This window comes from Paracoccus aminophilus JCM 7686 (assembly GCF_000444995.1).
Classification (GTDB): Bacteria; Pseudomonadota; Alphaproteobacteria; order Rhodobacterales; family Rhodobacteraceae; genus Paracoccus; species Paracoccus aminophilus.
On the sequence record NC_022041.1, the window covers coordinates 1,345,900 to 1,367,675 of the forward strand.

The 21,776-nt window shown below is 62.6% G+C and carries 19 protein-coding genes; 12 read left to right on the forward strand and 7 right to left on the reverse strand.

Annotated elements, in window-relative coordinates; genetic code table 11:
- Positions 1-1,182, forward strand: a complete 1,182-nt coding sequence (locus JCM7686_RS06715; protein WP_020950100.1) for an LLM class flavin-dependent oxidoreductase — start codon at positions 1-3, stop codon at positions 1,180-1,182.
- 83 nt (positions 1,183-1,265) lie between these two features.
- Here the strand turns inward: JCM7686_RS06715 and JCM7686_RS06720 are convergent, their stop codons facing one another.
- Both JCM7686_RS06720 and JCM7686_RS06725 read right to left on the reverse strand, forming a co-directional pair.
- Entirely contained in the window at positions 1,266-2,009 is a 744-nt protein-coding gene (locus JCM7686_RS06720; RefSeq protein ID WP_020950101.1) for a Bax inhibitor-1/YccA family protein, read from the reverse strand.
- 124 nt (positions 2,010-2,133) lie between these two features.
- Positions 2,134-3,102: an NADPH:quinone oxidoreductase family protein gene (locus JCM7686_RS06725; protein ID WP_020950102.1), complete on the reverse strand. Its 969-nt coding sequence runs from the start codon at positions 3,100-3,102 to the stop codon at positions 2,134-2,136.
- 179 nt (positions 3,103-3,281) lie between these two features.
- Here JCM7686_RS06725 and JCM7686_RS06735 point away from each other — a divergent pair, with 179 nt between their 5' ends.
- The 9 genes from JCM7686_RS06735 (at position 3,282) to JCM7686_RS06775 (ending at position 14,645) form a co-directional block, all read left to right on the forward strand.
- Positions 3,282-3,641 carry a helix-turn-helix domain-containing protein gene (locus tag JCM7686_RS06735; RefSeq protein WP_020950103.1) on the forward strand — a complete coding sequence of 120 codons (360 nt, stop codon included), beginning with the start codon at positions 3,282-3,284 and terminating at the stop codon, positions 3,639-3,641.
- A 59-nt stretch (positions 3,642-3,700) separates the two neighbouring features.
- Positions 3,701-4,486, forward strand: coding sequence for a histidinol-phosphatase (gene hisN, locus JCM7686_RS06740; protein ID WP_020950104.1), 786 nt, complete (start codon positions 3,701-3,703; stop codon positions 4,484-4,486).
- 98 nt (positions 4,487-4,584) lie between these two features.
- On the forward strand, positions 4,585-5,970 hold the full coding sequence (gene mgtE / locus JCM7686_RS06745; protein WP_041527188.1) for a magnesium transporter: 1,386 nt from the start codon (positions 4,585-4,587) through the stop codon (positions 5,968-5,970).
- Complete coding sequence (locus tag JCM7686_RS06750) at positions 5,967-6,521, forward strand: 5-formyltetrahydrofolate cyclo-ligase (RefSeq protein ID WP_084621134.1); 555 nt, start codon at positions 5,967-5,969, stop codon at positions 6,519-6,521. Before mgtE ends, JCM7686_RS06750 begins: the two co-directional genes overlap by 4 nt.
- 417 nt (positions 6,522-6,938) lie before the next feature.
- A complete protein-coding gene (locus JCM7686_RS06755) occupies positions 6,939-10,583 on the forward strand; it encodes a vitamin B12-dependent ribonucleotide reductase (protein ID WP_020950107.1) in 3,645 nt (1,214 codons plus the stop codon).
- 321 nt (positions 10,584-10,904) lie between these two features.
- Entirely contained in the window at positions 10,905-11,840 is a 936-nt protein-coding gene (locus JCM7686_RS06760; RefSeq protein ID WP_051201527.1) for a glycosyltransferase family A protein, read from the forward strand.
- Positions 11,824-12,585: a polysaccharide deacetylase family protein gene (locus JCM7686_RS06765; protein ID WP_041527189.1), complete on the forward strand. Its 762-nt coding sequence runs from the start codon at positions 11,824-11,826 to the stop codon at positions 12,583-12,585. Before JCM7686_RS06760 ends, JCM7686_RS06765 begins: the two co-directional genes overlap by 17 nt.
- 210 nt (positions 12,586-12,795) lie before the next feature.
- A complete protein-coding gene (locus JCM7686_RS06770) occupies positions 12,796-14,076 on the forward strand; it encodes an ATP-binding protein (RefSeq protein ID WP_020950110.1) in 1,281 nt (426 codons plus the stop codon).
- A complete protein-coding gene (locus JCM7686_RS06775; RefSeq protein WP_020950111.1) occupies positions 14,073-14,645 on the forward strand; it encodes a response regulator transcription factor in 573 nt (190 codons plus the stop codon). The genes JCM7686_RS06770 and JCM7686_RS06775 overlap by 4 nt, the downstream gene beginning before the upstream one ends.
- Before the next feature lie 3 nt (positions 14,646-14,648).
- Here the strand turns inward: JCM7686_RS06775 and JCM7686_RS06780 are convergent, their stop codons facing one another.
- Genes JCM7686_RS06780 through cyoA form a run of 5 tightly spaced genes read right to left on the reverse strand, consistent with a single transcriptional unit; the run spans position 14,649 to position 19,663 of the window.
- Complete coding sequence (locus tag JCM7686_RS06780; protein ID WP_020950112.1) at positions 14,649-15,392, reverse strand: SURF1 family protein; 744 nt, start codon at positions 15,390-15,392, stop codon at positions 14,649-14,651.
- Between the two features lie 13 nt (positions 15,393-15,405).
- Positions 15,406-15,810 carry a cytochrome o ubiquinol oxidase subunit IV gene (gene cyoD / locus JCM7686_RS06785; protein ID WP_020950113.1) on the reverse strand — a complete coding sequence of 135 codons (405 nt, stop codon included), beginning with the start codon at positions 15,808-15,810 and terminating at the stop codon, positions 15,406-15,408.
- The gene (gene cyoC, locus JCM7686_RS06790; RefSeq protein ID WP_051201628.1) at positions 15,810-16,430 is read right to left on the reverse strand and encodes a cytochrome o ubiquinol oxidase subunit III; all 621 of its coding nucleotides are present in this window, start codon (positions 16,428-16,430) and stop codon (positions 15,810-15,812) included. Before cyoC ends, cyoD begins: the two co-directional genes overlap by 1 nt.
- Before the next feature lie 14 nt (positions 16,431-16,444).
- Positions 16,445-18,448 (reverse strand): cytochrome o ubiquinol oxidase subunit I, encoded by a 2,004-nt coding sequence (gene cyoB / locus JCM7686_RS06795; RefSeq protein ID WP_020950115.1) that lies wholly within the window; start codon positions 18,446-18,448, stop codon positions 16,445-16,447.
- Positions 18,449-18,460: 12 nt separating this feature from the next.
- Positions 18,461-19,663, reverse strand: coding sequence for a ubiquinol oxidase subunit II (gene cyoA, locus JCM7686_RS06800; protein ID WP_201769419.1), 1,203 nt, complete (start codon positions 19,661-19,663; stop codon positions 18,461-18,463).
- A 199-nt stretch (positions 19,664-19,862) separates the two neighbouring features.
- Here cyoA and JCM7686_RS06805 point away from each other — a divergent pair, with 199 nt between their 5' ends.
- Both JCM7686_RS06805 and JCM7686_RS06810 read left to right on the forward strand, forming a co-directional pair.
- Positions 19,863-21,179, forward strand: coding sequence for an MFS transporter (locus tag JCM7686_RS06805; RefSeq protein ID WP_051201629.1), 1,317 nt, complete (start codon positions 19,863-19,865; stop codon positions 21,177-21,179).
- 176 nt (positions 21,180-21,355) lie between these two features.
- Entirely contained in the window at positions 21,356-21,676 is a 321-nt protein-coding gene (locus JCM7686_RS06810; protein WP_020950118.1) for a hypothetical protein, read from the forward strand.
- The last annotated feature ends 100 nt before the right edge of the window (positions 21,677-21,776 follow it).

The window sequence follows — 21,776 nt, forward strand, 5'->3', positions numbered from 1 at the left end:
ATGACGTTGCAATATGCCCCGTCCGAGGTGAGGCCGCATTTTCCCTCACCTGCGGATTTCCCCAAAAGTCCGCTCGCACGCGCATTGCGCCAGCCGGTCCTGCTGGGCCTCTTCCTGCCGGTGCAGGCAGGCGGCTGGACGGATTCGACCCTGCCGCGCAGCACGGATTGGAGCTTTGACTACAACCGCGCCTTGGTGCTCGAGGCCGAACGGCAGGGCTTCGATCTTGTTTTTGCGCTCAGCCAATGGCTGCCCAAGGGCGGCTATAGCGAGGTACTGAACGGCCAAGCCCTCGACAGCTTCATGGCGACGGCGGCGCTCAGTTCAGTCACCGAGCGGATCATCCTGATCTCGACGATCCATGTCCTCTACGGGCCGTGGCATCCTTTGCATCTCGCGAAATATGGCGCGACGCTTGACCATATCAGCAAAGGCCGCTGGGGGATCAATGTGGTGACCGGCCACCGGGCGGTCGAGCATGAGATGTTCGGCTGGGAGCGGATCGAGCATGACCGCCGCTATGATCTTGCCGCCGAATTTCTGGAAACCGTCGAGCATCTGTGGACCGAGACCGAGAATTATTCCTATTCCGGCGCGCGCTGGCAGATGAAGGACGCCTTCGTGACGCCAAAGCCGCTCTATGGGCGGCCGATTCTGGTGAATGCGAGCGGCTCGGCGCCGGGGATCGAACTGGCGGCGCGCTATTCGGATATCATGTTCATCGCCTCTCCGGGCGGGGCGGATATCGCCTCGGCGCTGGAAACCTTGCCCGCCCATACCGCGCGGGTGAAGGCGGCGGCGCGGGCGCAGGGGCGCGAGATCCGGACGCTGCTCAATCCCCTGATCATCAGCCGTGACACCGAGGCCGAGGCTTACGCCTATGCCGATGCGATCCTTGCGCAGCACAGCCAGAACGGGCCGATGGGGCGCGGGAAGTTCGACAGCGATGCGCAGGCGTGGTCACAGCATGGCAAGAAGCCCGACCCCTATGCCAAGGTCGGCGGCAATGTCTATCTGATCGGCACGCCCGAACAGATCGTCGAGCGGCTGTTGCAATTGCGCGCGGCGGGCGTTGATGGCTTCCAGCTGTCGTTTTACGACTTCGCCCCGGATCTCGCCTATTTCGGCGAGCGGATCCTGCCCTTGATGAAGGCCGCCGGTCTGCGCCACGATCTGCCCTGACCCGCGACGGAACAGCGGAAACGAAAAGCCCTGCCAGATCGCTCTGGCAGGGCCTTTTGTTGTCAGCTTTGGGGCCGGTGGCCTTAGTCGCGGTTGCCCATGAACTGCAGCAGGAACATGAACAGGTTCAGGAAGTCGAGGTAGAGCTGCAGCGCGCCCATGATCGCGGCTTTGCCGAGGAAGTCACGGTCCGAATTCGCCATCGACAGATAGGTGTTCTTGATGTTCTGGGTATCGAAGGCGGTGAGGCCTGCGAAGATCAGAACGCCGAGCGCCGAAATCGCGAACTGCATCGCGCTCGATTTCAGGAAGAAGTTCACGATCGAGGCAATGACGATGCCGATCAGGCCCATCATCAGGAAGGTGCCCATGCCCGACAGATCACGCTTGGTAGTGTAGCCGTAAAGCGACAGGCCAGCAAAGGCGATAGCGGTGACCAGGAAGGTCTGGATGATCGAGAACGAGGTATAGGCCACAAAGATCCAGCTGATCGACACGCCCATGATGGCGGCGAAAACATAGAACATGGCGGTCGCGGCTTGCACCGAGAGACGGTTCAGCGCGGCGCCAAAGGCAAAGACCATCAAGAGGGGCGCGAACATCACGACCCACTTCAGCGGCGACAGGTAAAGCGTCCGACCGAACTCGGTCAGCGTGCCATTGGGCGCGATGGCAAGCTGCGACATCGCCCAAGCGGCGACGGCGGTAACCAGCATCCCGACGGCCATCAGACCGTAGACCTTGTTCATATAGGCGCGCAGGCCTTCGTCCACAGCAGCCGAACGCGTCGCGGACCCGGCCGTGCGGATGGTGTTGTAGTCTGACATAAAATGTCTCCCCGGTCAGAATTCGCGGTGCGCCGGGGTGGCTCACCGTTCCGCTCAAATATCGGGATTTCGCGGCTTCATTTCAATGCCGAAGCGCGCGAAGGCCCGAAGCAGGCAGGGAAATTCAGATCTCGACGATGACCTTGCCGATGGATTTGCGACTTTCCAGCAAATCATAGGCTTCGGGCAGCCGATCGAGCGGGTAGGAGGCGCCGGTGTGGGGGTGCAGCAGGCCCTTTTCCACCAGATCGAAAAGCTGCGTCATACTGTCGCGTAAGAGCTCTGGCGCCAGTTTGAGATAGCCGCCCCAGTAAAAACCATGAATCGCGATATTCTTGACCAGCGCATGGTTGAGCGGCAGTTTCGGCGGCTTTCCTCCGGCAAAGCCGATGACGAGAAAGCGCCCGCCGGGGCGCAAGGCCGCGAAAGCCGCCTCGCCGGGGGCATCCCCGACCGGATCATAGACGACATCGACGCCACCAAGCGCACGAAGCGCCGCCTTGAGATCGGGACAGGTCGCGCTGTCGATCAGCTCATGGGCGCCGGCTGCCGCAGCCGCTTCAAGCTTGTCCGCGCCGCGCGCGATCGCAATGACGCGCGCGCCAAGCGCAGCGCCGATCTCGACCGCCGTCAGCCCGACTCCGCCCGCCGCGCCCAGAACCGCAAGGGTCTCGCCTGCGCGAAGTCCGGCCCGCGCGGTCAGCGCGAGATGGCTGGTGCCGTAAGCGATCTGAAAGCCTGCGGCCGCGGCATAGGAGAGGCGCGCCGGGATCGGCAGGCAGTCGCTGGCGCGGAAGATGCCATATTCGGCCATCGTGCCCTGAGCCGAGATCGCGACGCGCGTGCCGGGGGCGAGATCCACGTCCTCGCCTGCCGCAATCACCTCGCCCGCGCCCTCAAGGCCGGGCACGAAGGGCAGGGGCGGGGTTTCCTGATAGCTGCCACCCGCCATCAACAGATCGGCGAAGTTGAGCGCCGCCGCCTTCATCTGGACGAGCACCTCCTTCGGGCCGGGGGTGCGGGCAGGCAGTGAAGCCGCGACAGGCCGCGCTCCTGCCGTTTCGATTCGCATCGCAGACCAGTTCTTGGGCATCACTTCTCCACTTTTTCGGGGGTTATGTACGTTAAGCTCTTGGCAAGCTCGGCAACACTTGTACAAATTGAGTATATCTTCGCCATGGAAGTGGCGAGTTTCGTTTTTTTGGTGAAACTTTCCTGCGTTGCGAACGTTTGGGTTGAGACGTGAGCAGACTGTTTGAGTGAGGTGCTGAAATGAAGCATAATGTGGACCTGCATGTGGGTAAGCGTATCCGCCACCGCCGCTGGATGATTGGTATGACCCAGCAGCAACTTGCCGAGAAGGTTGGTATCAAGTTCCAGCAGATCCAGAAATACGAAACCGGTATGAACCGGGTTTCTGCTTCGCGCCTTTGGGATATTGCACAAGCCGTTGACGTACCGGTCAGCTTTTTCTTCGATGGTTTGATCGAAGCGCGGACCCGCGACGAGGTCGAGGGGGATATCCTCGCCGATAAAGAAGCACTGCAGCTGGTGCGGGCCTATTATGCCATGCCCGAAGCACAGCGCCGCCAGATTTTTGAGCTTGCTCGCGTTCTTTCCGACGCCGCCTGACTTTCCTTGCCGCGTCAGGCAGTTTATGGCTGTCGCGTCCGGAACTTTCGGAGGCAGCCATGACCGACGCAGAACAGATTATCGCTACGGCGCATCGTTTGGCAGATGCGGCGCGGCGCGAGACGCTTGGCCTGTTCCGCTCGCCCTCCCTTCGCCCGGATAACAAATCCCTTCAGGGCTTTGATCCCGTGACCGAAGCGGACCGGGCGAGTGAGCGTGCCATGCGTGCGCTTCTGGATGAATTGCGTCCCGAAGACGCGATTCTCGGCGAGGAATATGGCCCGAAATCCGGTAGTTCTGGACTGACTTGGGTGCTCGATCCCATTGACGGCACCCGGGCGTTCATGTCCGGGGCGCCAAGCTGGGGCGTGCTGATCGCGCTTTGCGACGACAGCGGGCCGCGCTACGGCATTATCGACCAGCCCTATATCGGTGAGCGGTTCGAAGGCGGTTTCGGTCGGGCGCGCATGGTCGGGCCTCGGGGCGAAACCGCGCTTGGCGTGCGCAAGGGTGTCGCTCTGGCACAAGCAACGCTGATGTCGACCTATCCCGAGGTCGGCAGCCCGGAAGAGCGCGAGGCCTTTGGCCGCGTTGCCAAAGAGGTTCGGCTGACGCGCTACGGGCTTGATTGCTATGCCTATGCGTTGCTGGCTGCAGGGCAGATCGATCTGGTGATCGAGGCGGGGCTTCAGCCCTATGACGTTTGCGCGCCGATCGCGGTCATCGAGGCCGCGGGCGGCATCGTCACCGACTGGCAGGGCGGTCCGGCCCATCAGGGCGGTCGCATTCTTGCGGCGGCAACGCCCGAGCTTCACGCCGAAGCGCTTCAGTTTCTCCGAAGCTGATCTCCAGAAAACCGAGAAGGACGGCCCAATTGCCGGGCCAGCGGGCGGCGATTATGCTTTCCGCAGGACAGACCCATCCGCGCGACAGGAAGACCCAGATGAGCAACATCCGCGAGGCTGACACTCCCATTCAAGACGACGAGTTCAAGCCGTCACAGGATGTTATCGACCAGATCACCCAGGCGATCGACGACGGCGACAGCGCGGCGCTGGATATGCTGCTCGAACCGCTGCATGCGGCAGATGTCGCCGATCTCATCGAACAGCTGAACCCCGCGCGGCGGCGGACCTTTCTCGGCCTCTATTCCGGTGAGATCGACGGCGAGATTCTCTCTGAAATCGACGAGTCGATCCGCGAAGAGGTCGTCGATGCCTTGCCCCATGAGGTGCTGGCCGAGGCGGTGCGCGAAATGGACAGCGACGATGTCGTTGACCTGATCGAAGACCTCGAAGAGCCCGAGCAGCAGGCGGTTCTGGCCGCGCTCGACGATTCCGACCGGGCGGCGGTCGAGCAATCGCTGAATTACCCCGAACATTCGGCCGGGCGTCTGATGCAATCGGAAACCGTGACCGCGCCCGAACATTGGACCGTGGGCGACGCCATCGCCTTCCTGCGCAGCGAAGACTGGCTGCCCGATCAGTTCTATCACGTCATTCTGGTCGATCCGCGGATGCATCCAACCGGCTATGTCACGCTTGGCAAGATCCTGTCCTCGCGCCCGCAGGTGCCGCTTCGCGAAATCACCGAGGACAGTTTCCGCACGATTTCCGCGCGTCAGGACGAAGGCGATGTCGCCTATGCTTTCAACAAATATCACCTGATCTCGGCGCCGGTGGTCGATGACAGCGACCGGCTCGTGGGCGTCATCACCATCGACGACGCCATGTCGGTGCTTGATGAAGAGCATGAAGAGGACTTCCTGCGCATGGCGCGGGTGAGCGATGAAAGCCATGTCTCGGACGGGCCTTTCGAGACCGCGCGCCAGCGCCTGCCTTGGCTCATCATCAACCTCTTCACCGCGTCGATCTCCGCTTTGGTGATCTCGCGTTTCGAGGCCACGTTGAGCACGCTGGTCATTCTTGCGGCGCTGATGCCGATTGTCGCCTCGACCGGGGGGATTGCCGGGACGCAATCGCTGGCCGTCGCGGTCCGGGCGCTGGCGACGCGCGAGCTGACCAGCGCCAATGCGCGGCGCGTCGTCTTCCGCGAACTGGGTGCGGGGCTCTTGAACGGGATCGGCCTTGCGACCATCCTCTGTCTTGCTGGCACCTTCCTGCTTGGTAGCTTCCAGATCGGGCTGGTTCTCGGCATGGCCATGATCGCCAATCAGATCGTTGCGGCAATGGGGGGCGTGCTGGTGCCGCTGTCCCTGAGCCGCCTCGGGCTTGATCCGGCGCTGGCTTCGGGGACCTTTGTGACAACCATGACCGATGACATGGGCTTTTTCGCCTTCCTCGGTCTCGCTTCGTGGATCTTGATGTGAGCGTTGATTTAAAACAGGAATTGCGCCGTCAGGCTTTGCAGGCCCGCCGTGCTGGCGGAGATGCGGCCGCGCTGACCCGCAACCTTGGCAAGGTGCTGGCGCCCCATCGCGGCGCGGTGGTCGCGGGCTATTGGCCCATTCGCGATGAGGCTGATCCGCGCCCGGCGCTTGAAGGCCATGACGGCCCGCTTTGCTTGCCGGTCGTGCTGGCCCCGGCAACGCCCTTGCTCTTTCGCGAATGGGACGGCACCGAAGAGACGCTCGACACCGGCAGCTTCGGCACGCGCCACCCCAAGCCGGAGCTCAGCGAAATGCGCCCCGATGTCGTCATCGTGCCGCTTGCGGGCTTTGACCGGCAGGGCAATCGATTGGGTTATGGTGGCGGCTTTTATGACCGCACCCTGGCCGAGTTGCGCCGCTCTGGGCCGGTGATTGCTATCGCCTGCGCCTTCGCCGGGCAGGAGCTCGCGCTGATTCCAGCCGAGCCCACCGACGAGCCTTTGGATCTGATCGTCACCGACCGCGAAATCCTTGTCCCGACACGGGGATGAGCGATTTTTTTCCTGAGAACGTGGCGCGAACATCTGCGGGATTCGGTCTGTGGATAACTCTGTGGAAACCGTGTGAATGCCGCGAAAGAAACCCCGCTGAAATCTCACAAATCGGGTAAAAGTTCGAAGATTAATGAGACGTTAACCAAGGTTTAGAGCCCTTCCGGGCGGCTTTGACGGGCAGCATGACGCTGGGATGTCAAACGATAAAATTGGTTGCAACAGGGTTTTTCCCACGTCAGTTTGTGGATCCATAAAGTAGCGCTACCAGATCTTGTGGATCTCCCAAGGGAGGCTCGATCCGGTCAGACGCGGGGACAGTGAACAACTGCATGACAGAGAGAGGGCGCGAGGAGATCGCGACGCCGCCGCCTTTCGCGGAGGGCGCCTTTCGCTGCATGGCTGGGGAGATTGAGGATGCAGATCGCGCGGCGCTTCACGACGACAGAAAGCGGTGCTTACGGCGAGATCGCCTTTGGCTCGACCACGAGCGAGATCCGCAACCCGGACGGCCAGATCGTCTTTCGCAATGACGCGGTCGAGGTGCCCGAGGGCTGGAGCCAGGTCGCCTCGGATGTGATCGCGCAGAAATATTTCCGCAGATCGGGCGTGCCCGCCCGGCTCAAACGCGTGTCCGAGCCGGATGTGCCGGAGTTTCTCTGGCGCTCGGTCGCTGATGAGGCGGCCCTCGCCGATCTGCCCGAACCCGCGCGTTTCGGGGCCGAGACCTCGGCCCGACAGGTCTTTGACCGATTGGCCGGAACCTGGGCCTATTGGGGCTGGAAGGGGGGGTATTTTTCTGATGAAGAAAGCGCCCGCGCCTATCTTGATGAGATGCGGTTCATTTTGGCCCGGCAGATGGGCGCGCCGAACTCTCCGCAATGGTTCAACACCGGGCTGCATTGGGCCTATGGGATCGACGGGCCGTCGCAGGGGCATTTCCGGGTCGATTTCCGCAGCGGCGAAATGCTGCGCTCGACCAGCGCCTATGAGCATCCCCAGCCCCATGCCTGCTTCATCCAATCGGTCAGCGATGATCTGGTGAACGAGGGCGGGATCATGGATCTTTGGGTCCGTGAGGCGCGGCTTTTCAAATATGGTTCGGGGACGGGGACGAATTTCTCGAACCTGCGCGGCGAGGGCGAGCGGCTGTCGGGGGGCGGAAAATCCTCGGGGCTGATGGGCTTTCTGCGCATCGGTGATCGTGCGGCGGGGGCGATCAAATCGGGCGGCACCACGCGGCGCGCGGCCAAGATGGTGATCTGCGATCTCGACCATCCCGATATCGAGGATTTCATCAATTGGAAGGTGATCGAGGAGCAGAAGGTCGCGAGCCTTGTCGCGGGATCGAAGGCGCATGAAGAGCGGCTGAATGCGATCTTTGCCGCGATCCGCGATTTCACTGGCGCGCCGGAACTGGCGGTGGAGCCGCGCGAGAATGCTTTGCTGCGCGTGGCAATCCGCAGCGCGAAAAAGGCGATGATCCCGGAAACCTATATCAACCGGGTTCTGCAATATGCGCGTCAAGGCTTTGAGTCTATTGAGTTTCCGGTCTATGATACCGACTGGGATTCAGAGGCTTACCGCACAGTCTCGGGCCAGAATTCCAACAATTCGGTTCGAGTGACCGATGCTTTCCTGACGGCCGTGCGCGAGGATGGTGACTGGGCCTTGCTGCGGCGCACAGATGGCGGGGTCGCCAAGCGGGTGAAGGCGCGCGACCTCTGGGATCAGATTGGCCATGCCGCCTGGGCCTGCGCCGATCCGGGCGTGCAGTTTCACGACACGATCAACGCCTGGCACACCTGTCCGGCGGGTGGCGCGATCCGGGGCTCGAACCCCTGCTCGGAATATATGTTCCTCGATGACACCGCCTGCAATCTCGCCTCGATGAACCTTCTGAGCTTCTGGCGCGCCGGAGCCTTTGACGCCGATGCCTATGTCCATGCCGTGCGGCTCTGGACGGTGACGCTGGAGATTGCGGTGCTGATGGCGCAATTCCCCTCGAAGGAGATCGCGCAGCGCAGCTATGATTATCGCACCCTCGGCCTTGGCTATGCCAATATCGGTGGGCTCTTGATGAGCATGGGGCTGAGTTATGACAGCGACGAGGGCCGGGCGCTCTGCGGGGCTTTGAGCGCGATCATGACCGGGGTCAGCTATGCGACTTCGGCCGAGATGGCGGCGGAGCTCGGGCCCTTCCCGCGCTACAAGACCAATGCGGAGGACATGCTGCGGGTGATCCGCAATCACCGCGCGGCGGCTTTGGGGACGGGCGATTATCTCGGCGTGAATGTCGCGCCGGTCGCGCTCGATGCCGCGAATTGCCCGGACAAGCGGCTGGTTGCCTTGGCGCGCGAGGCCTGGGATGAGGCGCTGGCGCTTGGCGAGGCGCATGGCTACCGCAATGCGCAGGTCTCGGTGATCGCGCCGACCGGCACCATCGGGCTGGTGATGGATTGCGACACCACCGGGATCGAGCCTGATTTCGCGCTGGTCAAGTTCAAGAAGCTGGCGGGCGGGGGCTATTTCAAGATCATCAACCGCTCGGTTCCGGCGGCGCTGGAGACTTTGGGCTATGGCTCGGCCGAGATCGAAGAGATCATCGCCTTTGCCGTCGGCCATGCGAGCCTTGGCAATTGTCCGGGCATTAACCACGCGGCGCTGGTCGGACATGGCTTCGGCCCGCGCGAGATCGAGAAGATCGAGGCGGCGCTGCCTGCGGCCTTCGACATCCGCTTCGTCTTCAACCAATGGACGCTTGGAGAGGCGTTTTGCCGCGAAACTCTGGGGATTCCTGCGGCAAAGCTCGCCGATCCGGGCTTTGATCTGCTGCGCCATCTTGGCTTCACCAAGGCCCAGATCGAGGCGGCCAATGCCCATATTTGCGGAACCATGACGCTCGAGGGCGCGCCCCATCTCAAGCCCGCCGATTACGCGATTTTCGATTGCGCCAATATTTGTGGCAAGACCGGGACGCGCTTTTTGTCGGTCGAAAGCCATATCCGCATGATGGCGGCGGCGCAGAGCTTCATTTCGGGCGCGATCTCGAAGACGATCAATATGCCCAATGATGCGACGATCGCCGAGGCGCTCGCAGCCTATGAGCTGAGCTGGTCGCTGGGGATCAAGGCCAATGCGCTTTACCGCGACGGCTCGAAACTCTCCCAGCCCTTGGCCTCGGCATTGGTCGAGGATGACGAGGAGGCCGAAGAGCTGCTGACGCAGGGTTCGCCGGTCGAGAAGGCCACGGTTCTGGCGGAAAAGATCGTCGAGAAGATCATCGTCAAGGAAATCGTGCGCAGCCACCGCGAGCGGCTGCCGCAGCGGCGCAAGGGCTATACCCAGAAGGCGGTGATCGGCGGGCACAAGGTCTATCTGCGCACCGGCGAATATAACGATGGCACGCTTGGCGAGATCTTCATCGACATGCACAAGGAGGGCGCGGGCTTTCGGGCGATGATGAACAATTTCGCCATCGCGGTCTCGGTCGGCCTGCAATATGGCGTGCCGCTTGAGGAATTCGTCGAGGCCTTCACCTTCACGCGGTTCGAGCCGGCGGGGATGGTGCAGGGCAATGACTCGATCAAGAATGCGACCTCGATCCTCGATTATGTCTTCCGCGAGCTGGCGGTGAGCTATCTCGACCGAACGGATCTCGCCCATGTGAAACCCGAAGGCGCGAGCTTCGACACGCTTGGCGGCGGCGAAAGCGAGGGGCGTGCCAATGTTGCGGCAGTGGGGGAGAGCGGGTCGCGCTCGCTTGATATGCTCCGCCAGATCAGCTCGACCGGCTATTTGCGCAAGCGCGTGCCGCAAGAGCTGATGGTGCTGCAAGGCGGAGTGTCGGCGCTTTCACCGGGGGGCGCGGCATCCGAGGGGCTCGCGACAGGCGGGTTTGGCGAGACCGCCACCAGCGCGATTGCCCTTGACGTGCGGGCGCGCGCCAAGCTGCAGGGCTATGAGGGCGATCCTTGCGGCGAATGCGGGAATTACACGCTGGTGCGCAATGGAACCTGCATGAAATGCAACACCTGCGGTGGAACCAGCGGGTGTAGCTGAAACGGAATGGTGAACGGGTGCGCTCGTTCTCAGCGCTGAGATGGCCCAGGCAAAAAGCGATACCGGGCAGTCAACGAAGGAGCCTGATCAGCGAAACTCTCCCCCTGCCTTCGGGCGGGGGTTTTTTCTTTTGTAACCCTCTGCGCGGGCCGCGCCGGAGGCCCATGCGATGCGATTGCCCTGGAGTTGGAAAAAAGAGCTAAGTTTGGTAAAATGCTGGTTAAGCTCTCTTTATGCGCGAAATGCTTACCGCTATATTTCAACCTCTAGTTCGGCAGATTGATCGGAGCTTTCGCCTCCATGAGTGTTTTTTCACAGGATATGTCTGCCCGCAGCCCCACCGACGGCGGCATCTCTGTTGAAATCTGCATTCCGATCTATCGCGACGATCCCTCCGCACTGATTGCCCAGCTTTCGCGGCTGCGAGGTGCCGATGAGGCGATGCTGCGGATCTATGATGACGGCTCTGCTGACCCGGCGCTCACGGCGCGGATCGAGCAGGCGCTGCGCGCCTTTCCCGGGCAGACCGCTCTGATGACGGTGCCACAAAATCTGGGCCGGGCGGCGGCGCGCAATGCGCTGATGGCGGCGGCGCATTCGGATTGGCTTTTGTTTCTCGACGGCGATATGCGCATCGATCGCGAGGATTTTCTGCGCGTCTATCAGCAAGCTGCGCGCGCTGAAGGGCGACCCTGCTGTATTGTCGGCGGCTTCGGGGTTGATCGCCTGGCGGTGACCCGGGCGACGCGGCTTCATGCGCTGCAATCGGTGCGCTCGGAATGTCTGGACGCGGCGCGGCGGCGCGCGGATCCGGGGCGCTATGTCTTTACCGCGAACATCTTCTTTCACCGCCAGCTTTGCCGAGATGTGCCCTTCAACAATCGGTTCAGCGGCTGGGGCTGGGAGGATGTCGATTGGGGACTGAGCGTGGCCGATCATTACCCGATCCGCCATATCGACAATCCCGCCGTCCATCTTGGGCTCGATGAGGATGCGGCGCTTTTGGGGAAATACGAGGGCTCGGGCGGGAATTTCCTGCTTATGCTTGACGAGCATCCCGACAGCGTGCGGCGGATGCCGGTCTATCGCATGGCGCGCGCGCTGTCGCGGCTGCCGTTCCGGCGGAGCCTAACCTGGGCGATGCGGCGCGCGGTGCTCTCGGGGCGGCCGGTCCTGCCCGCGCGGTTGCGGCTGGTGGCGCTGAAGCTCTTCCGGGTGTCGGTCTATGCGCAGGCGCTTCATGCCCGAGACCACTGAGGGCTATGCTCCGGCGCGGTCCTTGGCGGCGCGGCTGCGGCGACGCTGGACCAATGTGCGCCGGGTTGCGCCGCTGACCGAACGGCGCGGCTTCCAGCTCTCGATCAGCTTTGACGATGTCCCGGACAGCGCTGCGACTTTAGGGGCCGAGGTTCTGGCGCGGCACGGGGTGCAGGCGAGCTGGTATATCGCGACCGGGCTTTTGGGGCAGGACAGTCCAAGCGGGCGTATTCTTGAGCCCAGGCGCATCCGCGAGCTGGCGGCGACGGGGCAAGAGATTGCGCTGCATGGTCATGCCCATCTCGACATGGACCGCGCGGGCCCCGAGGCTGCGCTTGCGGATCTGCAGCGAAACCGCAGGGAGCTTGAGGATATTCTCGGCACCGCACCGAGCCCGCATCTGGCCTATCCTTACGGCGAAACCAGCCTTGGGCTGAAGCGCGCGCTGCTGGGCGAAGTCGTCAGCGCGCGCGGCGTGCTTGCGGGCGTCAACTGCAAGGGCACCGACCGGATGCAGCTCGCGGCCTTCGATCTGCGCCCCGATCCGGCCCGGATCGCGCGGGCGCGTCAGGCGATGGCAGAGGCCGCGACGACGGGCGGCTGGGTGATCCTCTTTGCTCATGATGTCGCGCCCGAGCCCAGCCCCTATGGCATCACCCCCGAAACACTCTCGACGCTTCTGGCCGAGGCGCTCGCGCAGGGAGCCGAGATCCTGCCGGTCGGCGCGGTGCTGGGGCTGCGCTGAACCGCCGCTCCAGCCGCGCCCTGCGCCCGCAGGGCCAAGGGCGACGATCTGCCGCAAAGCGCCGCCGCGCCCCGCAAAAGCTGCGGTTTTGCGCGTCTCACCGGCGCTGTGACCTCAGGGCATGGGCCGCATCCCTTGGCTCTGGGGTTGTTTCCAGACGCGTGCGGAGTCATGGCTGAAGCCAACGCGACCATTGGCCTTCGGAGACAGATGGACAATCTCGAGGAAATGCGGCGGATCACCGCTCGGACGGCGCGCAAGAACCTTGCCTTGCTGATCCGGCTGCGCTGGATCGCCATCCTCGGCCAGATTGCCGCCATTGCCGTAACCCATAGCCTGCTTGACCTGAGCCTGCCGCTGGGGCGGATGATCCCGGTCAGCATGGCGCTGGTGGTGCTCAATCTGATTTCGGTCTGGTGGCTGCGCCATCAACGCGAGATCGGCAATCGGCTGATCCTGTGGTCGCTGCTGCTTGATGTCGCGGCGCTGACGATCCTGCTTTATCTTAGCGGCGGGGCGTCGAACCCCTTCGTGACGCTCTTCATCCTTCAGGTTATCCTTGGCGTCGTGCTGCTGCCGCCGGGGCTGGCCTTCATCGTCATGCTGGCGACCGTAGCGGCCTTCTTCTGGCTGTTGGGCAATGGTCGGCCGCTGATCCTGCCGATGCCTGCACGCGGGCTCGAGCCGAGCTTCATGGATCTGCATCTGCAGGGGATGTTTCTGGGCTTCGTCATGGCGGCGGGGCTCCTCTTCCGGTTCATGCTGAGCATCAGCGAGAACCTGCGTCAGCGCGACAATCAGATCGCGCATCTGCGCCGCCAGCTGATTGAAGAGGACCATCTCGTCCGTCTGGGCCTTCTGGCAAGCGGCGCGGCCCATGAGATCGGCACGCCGCTGACGACGGTCGCGGTGACGCTGGACGACTGGCAAACTCAGGGCCTGCCGCCCGAGGATGAGCTGCGGCTGGAAACCGCGCGGATGCTGGGCGAGGTGGCGCGCTGCCGGGCGATCGTCTCGGATATGCTGATGTCGTCGGGACAAGAGCGGCTGGACGAGGCCGGACCCGAGCTGATCGAGGATTTCCTCGAAGATCTGGTCGCCGATTGGCAGGCCTCCGATCCGACGCTTGCTGTGACGATCGAGGCCGATGAGGCCGAAAGCGTTCTGATCCTCGCCGATCCAATGCTGGAAAACGCTTTGCGCAATCTGCTGGATAATGCGGTCGAGGCCGGTGCGCGCCGGTTGACCATCTCCGCCCGTCCTTTGGGCGACGATCGCGTCCAGCTGCGGCTCGCCGATGACGGGCCGGGCTTTCCGCCTGAAATCATCGGCGCGCCCGGCCATCCGTTTCAATCGAGCCACGAGGATCCAGGGAGGGGACTCGGGCTTTTTCTGGTCAGCAATGTCATGCGCCGCATTGGCGGGGCGATGTCGCTTGAAAACCCGGCGTCGGGAGGGGCCGCCATTACTCTGGAGATCCAGTCGCTATGACCGATCCACACCCCGATCCGCTTTCGGGCGCGCAATCCCGCCCCGAAAAGACCATGCTGATCGTCGAGGATGACGCGCCTCTGGCCGAGACACTGGTCGCGGCCTTTCGGCGGCGCGGCTATCGCTGCCGTCACGCCCGCTCTGTCGAAGAGGCGATTGAATTGGCCTCTGCCGAAGTGCCGGGCTTTGCCGTGATCGATCTGAAGCTGCCGGGGCGCTCGGGGCTTGATTGCGTGCGCGCCTTCGCTTTGCTTGATCCGGTGCCGCTGATGGTGGTGCTGACCGGCTATGCCAGCATTGCGACCGCCGTCGAGGCGATCAAACTGGGCGCGCGGCACTATCTGGCGAAACCCTCGACCGCCTCCGAGATCGAGGCGGCTTTCGCGCGCGAGGAAGGCGATGCGACCGTGCCTCTGACCGCGCGGCGGGCGAGCCTGCGCACCCATGAATGGGAGCATATCCAGCAAGTCCTGCGCGAGGTCGATTTCAATATCTCCGAGGCCGCACGCCGCCTTGGGATGCACCGCCGCACCTTGGCGCGCAAATTGGCCAAGCAGCAGGTGAACTAAGACTCAGTGCGGCGCGCTGGGCCGTGAACTGGGCTGCCGGGCCTGCCAGATCAGAACGGCACCAAGGCCCGCAGCCAAGGCAAACCAGGTCAGCGCGTAGTTGAGGTGGTGGTTCGGGAAGCTGACCACCGTCAGACCGGCAATCGGCAGGCCCGTCGCGCCGCCAGTTGGGGCGCTTTCGTCGATGAAATAGGGTGCGACCGGGCCGAGGCCTTGCTTGGCGGCCATTGCGGCGACATCGCGGGAAAACCAGCGGTTTTCCTCGGGGCGGTTGCTGCGCAAGAAACCTCCGCCGGGCTGGCTCAGCCGCAAAAGCCCGGTCAGCGTGACCTCACCCGCGGGCGCGGGCCAAAGCGCGGGGTCGCGTTTGTCTTCGGGGATAAAGCCGCGGTTGATGTAAAGCGGCGCGCCGTTGTCAGGCCCAAAGGGCGTCATCACCCAAAAGCCGCGCCCTTCGATGGTGACGGCCTGAACCAGAACGTCCGTGCCGGGCAGGAACCGCCCCGAGACGGTGACGCGGCGGTATTCATCGGTATTGGCGCTGAGGCTTGGCCAGTCGCCGGGGCCGGGTGCCGGGGTTGGGGCGGCGGTAAGCCCCGCCTCGACCCGGGCAATCAGCGCGGTCTTCCACTGGAGCCGCTGGACCTGCCAGATGCCAAGCGCGATCAGCGCCAGCACGCCCAAAAGCCCGAGGGCGAAGAAGAAAGGGCCGGGTCGGCGGCCCTTGCTGGTGTTTGTCTCGCTCACGTTTCGCCTGTGCTTATGAGCCGAAGCCGCTCAGGGCCTCATGGTTCATCTGCGGCATCATATTGGTGTTCATGTTATACATGACCCAAAGCGAGCCCGCGAGCATGATGACCACGACGACGATGGTGAAGATCGTCGCGATGAAGTTCCAGCCCTCATCCGAGCGCGTGTTCATATGCAGGAAATAGACCATGTGAACCAGCACCTGCACGAAGGCGCACAGAAGCACGATGGTGATGGTGACGGCGCGGCTCTCGATCGCACCGCTCATCACCAGCGCGAAGGGAATGGCGGTCAGCACGACCGAGAGGATGAAGCCGCGCAGATAGCTGGCGTAGCTCCCGTGGTCATGGCCGCCGCCGTGCCCGTGATCGTGATCATGCGCGTGACCATGGATATCGTGGCTATGGTCCGACATCAGATGACCCCCAGAAGATAGACGAAGGTGAAGACGCCGATCCAGATGACGTCGAGGAAGTGCCAGAACATGCTCAGGCAGGTCATGCGGCGCATGATCGGGCCGGTGGCGCCATAGCGCTTGATCTGGACCATCATCGTGACCAGCCAGATCGAGCCGAAGGTCACATGCAGACCATGGGTGCCGACCAGCGCGAAGAAGGCCGAGAGGAACGCCGAGCGCTGCGGACCGGCGCCCAGATGGATCAGGTGGTGGAACTCGTAAAGCTCGACCGCAAGGAAGGCCAGACCGAAGGCGAGCGTCACCGCAAGCCAACCAAGCGCCGGGCCCTGCCGTTTGGCGTAAAGCGCGAGCATGGCGAAACCGAAGGTGATCGACGAGAGCAGCAGGAAGGCGGTGTTGACCGCCACCAGCCCGAGGTCAAAGAGCTCCTTCGGGCCGGGTCCTGCGGCAAAGCTGCGCCCCAAGACGCCATAGCCCGCGAACAGCACCGCGAACATCAGGCAGTCGCTCATCAGATAGACCCAGAAGCCGAGGCCGGTCGAGGCCCCTTCCTCATGGTGATGGGGCTTGGTGTCCCAGTAGGTCGCTTCCAATGGATTGGGAGATGCGTTGGTCATCGTGCTCATATCTCTCAGACCCCCGCAGCGGCGATATTGGCGTCGCGACGTGCTTCGGTCTCGGCGACCTCGGCGGCCGGGATGTGGTAGTCGCGGTCAAAGTTGAACGTGTGCCAGATCGCATAAGCCACCATGGCGATGAACGAGACCCCGGCCAGCCACCAGATCCACCAGATCATGGCAAAGCCGCAAAGCGTCGCCAAAGCCGAGAGGATGACGCCAGCGCCCGTGCCTCTGGGCATATGGATCGGGATATACGCGGCCTGGGGACGTGCGACGCCTTCCTCTTTCATCTCGGTCCAGGCGTCATGGCCATGCACGATCGGGGTGAAGGCGAAGTTGTAGTCGGCCGGCGGAGACGAGGTCGCCCATTCGAGCGTGCGCCCGTCCCACGGGTCTCCGGTCAGGTCGCGGTTCTGGTTGCGGCGCAGGATCGAGACGCCGAACTGGATGAACATCGCGGCAATGCCGATCGCGATCAGCACCGCGCCAATGGCGGCGATGATGAACCAGATCTTGAGATCGGGATCGTCGAAGACGCGCATCCGGCGGGTCACGCCCATCAGGCCCAGCACATAGAGCGGCGCGAAGGCGGTCCAGAAGCCGACGACCCAGAACCAGAACGAGACCTTGCCCCAGAAGACATCAAGCTTGTAGCCGAACGCCTTGGGCCACCAGTAGTTGATCGCGGCAAAGATCCCGAAGAGCACGCCGCCGATGATCACGTTATGGAAATGCGCGATCAGGAAGAGCGAGTTGTGCAGCAGGAAGTCCGCCGGCGGCAGTGCGAGCAGCACGCCCGTCATCCCGCCAAGCGTGAAGGTCAGCATGAAGGCGATGGTCCACATCATCGGCAGCTCATAGCGCACCCGGCCCTGATAGATCGTGAAGAGCCAGTTGAAGAGCTTCGCCCCGGTCGGGACTGAGATGATCATCGTGGTGATGCCGAAGAACGCATTGACCGAGGCACCCGAACCCATGGTGAAGAAGTGGTGCAGCCAGACGAGGTAGCTCAGGATGGTGATACAGACCGTGGCATAGACCATCGAGCTATAGCCAAAGAGCTTCTTGCCCGAGAAGGTCGCGGTGACCTCTGAGAAGACGCCGAAGAGCGGCAGAACAAGGATATAGACCTCGGGGTGACCCCAGATCCAGATCAGGTTGATATAGAGCATGGCGTTGCCGCCAAGGTCATTGGTGAAGAAGTTGGTGCCGATATAGCGATCAAGCGTCAGCAGGATCAGCGTCATCGTCAGGATCGGGAAGGAGGCGACAATCAGGATGTTGGCACAAAGCGAGGTCCAGGTGAAGACCGGCATCCGCATCAGGGTCATGCCCGGCGCGCGCATCTTGATGATGGTCACCAGCAGGTTGATGCCCGACAGCGTCGTGCCGACCCCTGCGACCTGGAGGCCCCAGATGTAGTAATCGACCCCGACCCAGGGGCTCGCGGCAATCCCCGACAGCGGCGGGAAGGCCAGCCAGCCGGTCTGAGCATATTCGCCAAGGAAGAGCGAGACCATGGTCAGCACCGCGCCGCCCGTCGTCATCCAGAACGAGAAGTTGTTCAGGAAGGGGAAAGACACATCGCGCGCGCCGATCTGCAGAGGGACAACGAAGTTCATCAGCCCGGTGATGAAGGGCATGGCGACGAAGAAGATCATGATCACGCCATGGGCGCTGAAGATCTGGTCGTAATGGTGGGCGTTGAGATAGCCCTCGGAACCGCCAAAGGCCCAGACCTGCTGAAGCCGCATCATGATCGCATCGGCAAAGCCGCGCACGAACATGATCAGGCCGAGCACCATATACATGATGCCGATCTTCTTGTGGTCGACGCTCGTGAACCACTCATGCCAGAGATAGCCCCAGAGGCGGTATTTCGTCAGGAGCGCCAGCACGACGAGGCCGCCAAGGACGACCCCCGCGAAGGTCGCCCAGACGATGGGTTCCTGCGGAATGGCGCTCCAGTTGAGGCGACCAAGCAGGGGGGAGGTGGAATAGTCGATATCGGCCATTGTCCCTGTCCGTTACAGGTTGGTTTCGCTGGCCGCAGACGGCAGCATTCTAGTGATCCGCGTGCCCCAGTCAGGGCTGAACGGGCTTGAGGGTGGGTTCATGCCCTGACCACGCAAGGGGGTGGGATCGCCCGGCTGGACGGTGGACCATTGCGGGCGGTTGCCAAACATCTGGGCAAGCTCTTCAGGCGTGCAAAAGCCGGTGACGAGGAAGGGCTGCCAGCCCAGCACCGGCTCGCGCGCGGCAGTGCGGGCATTCGGCCCCTCGGGCAGCGGCTGGAGGTTGGTCGTCCCGGCAAGGCCAATCCCGCCCTTGGCGTCCAGCGCCATCATCTCTGCCATGCAGATCTTGCCCGGCTCGACGCAGAGGTTGACGATGCGGTCGTAAAGCTGGGGGTCAACCGTGGCGAAACGGCGCGGCGGCACGTTCTCGGAGGGACGCTCCAGCGCCAGATATTCCTGACGGTCGAGATTGCTCTCGCCCGTGCGAGTGGTCTCGATCCAGTCATCGAAGCCCTTGGCGTTATAGACATGGGTCTGGAAATGCATTCCCGAGAAGCCCGCGCCCGAATAATGCGAGGCGATGCCCTTATAGGTGCCTTCTTCGTTGATAACGCCGTTCAGCGTCGTCTCCATCCCCGGCATGGCATAGATCATCCCCGCCATGGTGGGCAGATAGAAGGCATTCATCACCGAAGAGGCCGTCAGGCGGAAGCGGACCGGGCGGTCAACGGGCAGGGCAAGCTCATTGACCGAAGCCACGCCCTGTTCCGGGTAGATGAAGAGCCATTTCCAATCGAGCGCGACAACCTCGACCTCAAGCGGCTTTTGGCCATCAAGCGGCCTCTCGGCCGAGATCCGGCCAAGCGGGCGATAGGGGTCGGTCAAGTGGGTGCTGACCCAGGTCAGCGCACCAAGCGCCACGATGATGAGCACCGGAAAGCCCCAGATCGCCAATTCAAGCTTGGTCGAGTGGTCCCAGTTCGGCCGATAGGCCGCGCGTGTGTTCGAGGCGCGGTAACGCCAGGCAAACCAGCAGATCATGATCATCACCGGAATGATGATGATCAGCATGAGCAGGGTGGCAATGATCAGGATATCGCGCTGCTGAAGCGCGACATCGCCTGCGGGCGCAAGCACATCGGTCTTGCACGCGGACAGGAAAATGACGGGGATCAGCCACGCGAGCGGCCTGAGCAAAGGAGCTTTCTTCATGGTGTTCATTCGTCGCGACGCGATGCCCGATCGCTCGAGGAAAGGGGGATTCGTGGGCGAGGGGACCCTACAACCCTTCCCAAACCGGCCAACATTGGACAATTTGTCCAATGTCAGACCCGGTCCGGGACATGGCAGATAGCTCGCGTTCCGGGCTGAAACAGGCCCGACTTCCCTGCATTTTCGAATGAAGTCGCCGATGGAAACCACCCCTGCCGCTACCGCCAGCCGCCGTGCCTCTCGGGACGAGCACCATGATGTTTCTCCTTCCGATCTCGCGGTCGGAGTCATCATCGGAAGGACATCGGAGTTTTTCGATTTCTTCGCCTTCGCCATTGCCGCCGTCTTGGTCTTCCCGACCCGGCTTTTCCCCTTTCTGCCGTCATTGCAGGGGGTTTTGTGGTCTTTCGTGCTGCTCGCCGTGGCCTTTGTCGCGCGCCCCTTCGGCATGGCTTTGTTCAGCCGGATCGACCGCCGCGTCGGGCGTCTGCCCAAGCTGACCATCGCGCTTTTCCTGATGGGGACCTGCACCGTCGGCATGGGCCTGGCACCAACCTGGCAATCGGCGGGTTGGGGCGCCATCGTGGTGATGACGCTGTTGCGAATCGGGCAGGGGATCGCGCTGGGCGGGGCCTGGGACGGGCTGGCCTCGCTGCTGGCGGTCTCGGTTTCGCGTGAGCGGCGCGGGTTCTACGCCATGATCCCGCAGATCGGCGCGCCGATCGGGCTGGCGGTGGCCGCGCTGCTTTTCGCTTTCCTTGTCGCGACGCTCTCGGCGCAGGATTTCCTGGAATGGGGCTGGCGCTATCCCTTCTTCGTGGCTTTCGCGTTGAACGTCGTCGCCCTTTTCGCTCGGCTGCGCATCGTTGCCGCCCCCGAGATCGAGCGGCTTTTCGAGGAAAACGAGCTCAAGGCGACCTCGCTGCGCGCGACGGTTGCCAAGGATGGTCGTGGAATTCTCGTCGGGATCTTCGTGCCCCTCGCGACCTTTGCGATGTTTCACATGGTCACGGTCTTCCCGCTGTCCTGGATCTATCTCTACACCCGTGAATCGCTCGACAGCTTCCTGATCCTCGAGGCGATTGGCGCGGGCGTCTGCCTTGTCTCGTTGCTGCTGTCGGGCCTGCTGGCCGACCGGATCGGGCGTCATCGGATCCTGCTCGCCTCGGCGATTGCCATCGGGATCTTTGCGCTGGCCGCGCCGCAGCTTCTGTCGATGGGCCGCGGGGGCGAGGTCGCTTACATGCTGATCGGCTTCACCATCCTTGGCTTCAGCTTCGCGCTGTCTTCGGGCGCAATCGCCTCGCTTTTCGATCACCGCAACCGCTACACCGCGTCGGCGCTGGTCTCGTCGCTGTCGTGGATGTTTGGCGCGGGCTTTGCGCCACTGACGGCACTGCTGCTTTCAAGCTCGCTTGGGCTTTGGGCGGCGGGGCTCTACCTGCTGTCGGGCGCGGTCGCGACCGTTATCGCCTTGATCTTCCTGCGCCAATTGCGCGCACCCGGCCGGATCTGAACGCGCGCTTTGACGACAAACTGACAGAAGAGACCGGCCCGGATCAACCGCGCCGGTCTTTTTATTTGAAATGCTCCTTAACGCTTTGCTTTCTCATCGAATTATCTCGACAAAATCGTTGCCTTTGACCTAGGTCCGCGCAGAGTTGTCGCGTTCATCTTCAAAGGGAATTCGACGTGAATAGCATTTTCGTCCCGATTATGATCGCGGCCTGCCTGTTTGTCAGCGCGGCCAATGCCGAGAATCGTGTCATCACCTTCACCAACAACACCCAGACCTCGGTCGAGGCGCTTTATGGCTCGACCGTCGAGGTTGATAGCTGGCAAGAGGATCTCTTGGGCGACACGACCCTTGCCGCAGGCGAGGCGATTGATGTCGATTTCGACGATGGCAGCGGCGATTGTCGGTTCGATTTCAAAGCCTTGTTCAGCGACCATACGGATGGCTATCTCAAGGATGTCGATGTCTGCGAGGTCGGGACAATCTCGATCGAGTGAGCGGCGAAAGGGCATGGGCTCCGGCAGACCGCGATCCGCGCAATGGGGGAAATTGCCTTTCGGGAAATAATCTGACCATTTAGTCGGATCCATCGTTACT

Excerpts from the sequence above, each read along its gene's own strand:
- JCM7686_RS06725 (WP_020950102.1), bottom strand. The coding sequence starts at position 3,102 with ATGCCCAAGAACTGGTCTGCGATGCGAATCGAAACGGCAGGAGCGCGG.
- JCM7686_RS06735 (WP_020950103.1), top strand. The coding sequence starts at position 3,282 with ATGAAGCATAATGTGGACCTGCATGTGGGTAAGCGTATCCGCCACCGC.
- mgtE (WP_041527188.1), top strand. The coding sequence starts at position 4,585 with ATGAGCAACATCCGCGAGGCTGACACTCCCATTCAAGACGACGAGTTC.
- JCM7686_RS06775 (WP_020950111.1), top strand. The coding sequence starts at position 14,073 with ATGACCGATCCACACCCCGATCCGCTTTCGGGCGCGCAATCCCGCCCC.
- JCM7686_RS06715 (WP_020950100.1), top strand. The coding sequence starts at position 1 with ATGACGTTGCAATATGCCCCGTCCGAGGTGAGGCCGCATTTTCCCTCA.
- JCM7686_RS06765 (WP_041527189.1), top strand. The coding sequence starts at position 11,824 with ATGCCCGAGACCACTGAGGGCTATGCTCCGGCGCGGTCCTTGGCGGCG.
- JCM7686_RS06770 (WP_020950110.1), top strand. The coding sequence starts at position 12,796 with ATGGACAATCTCGAGGAAATGCGGCGGATCACCGCTCGGACGGCGCGC.
- JCM7686_RS06760 (WP_051201527.1), top strand. The coding sequence starts at position 10,905 with ATGTCTGCCCGCAGCCCCACCGACGGCGGCATCTCTGTTGAAATCTGC.
- cyoD (WP_020950113.1), bottom strand. The coding sequence starts at position 15,810 with ATGTCGGACCATAGCCACGATATCCATGGTCACGCGCATGATCACGAT.
- JCM7686_RS06805 (WP_051201629.1), top strand. The coding sequence starts at position 19,863 with ATGGAAACCACCCCTGCCGCTACCGCCAGCCGCCGTGCCTCTCGGGAC.
- JCM7686_RS06755 (WP_020950107.1), top strand. The coding sequence starts at position 6,939 with ATGCAGATCGCGCGGCGCTTCACGACGACAGAAAGCGGTGCTTACGGC.
- cyoA (WP_201769419.1), bottom strand. The coding sequence starts at position 19,663 with ATGAAGAAAGCTCCTTTGCTCAGGCCGCTCGCGTGGCTGATCCCCGTC.
- cyoC (WP_051201628.1), bottom strand. The coding sequence starts at position 16,430 with ATGACCAACGCATCTCCCAATCCATTGGAAGCGACCTACTGGGACACC.
- JCM7686_RS06720 (WP_020950101.1), bottom strand. The coding sequence starts at position 2,009 with ATGTCAGACTACAACACCATCCGCACGGCCGGGTCCGCGACGCGTTCG.
- hisN (WP_020950104.1), top strand. The coding sequence starts at position 3,701 with ATGACCGACGCAGAACAGATTATCGCTACGGCGCATCGTTTGGCAGAT.
- cyoB (WP_020950115.1), bottom strand. The coding sequence starts at position 18,448 with ATGGCCGATATCGACTATTCCACCTCCCCCCTGCTTGGTCGCCTCAAC.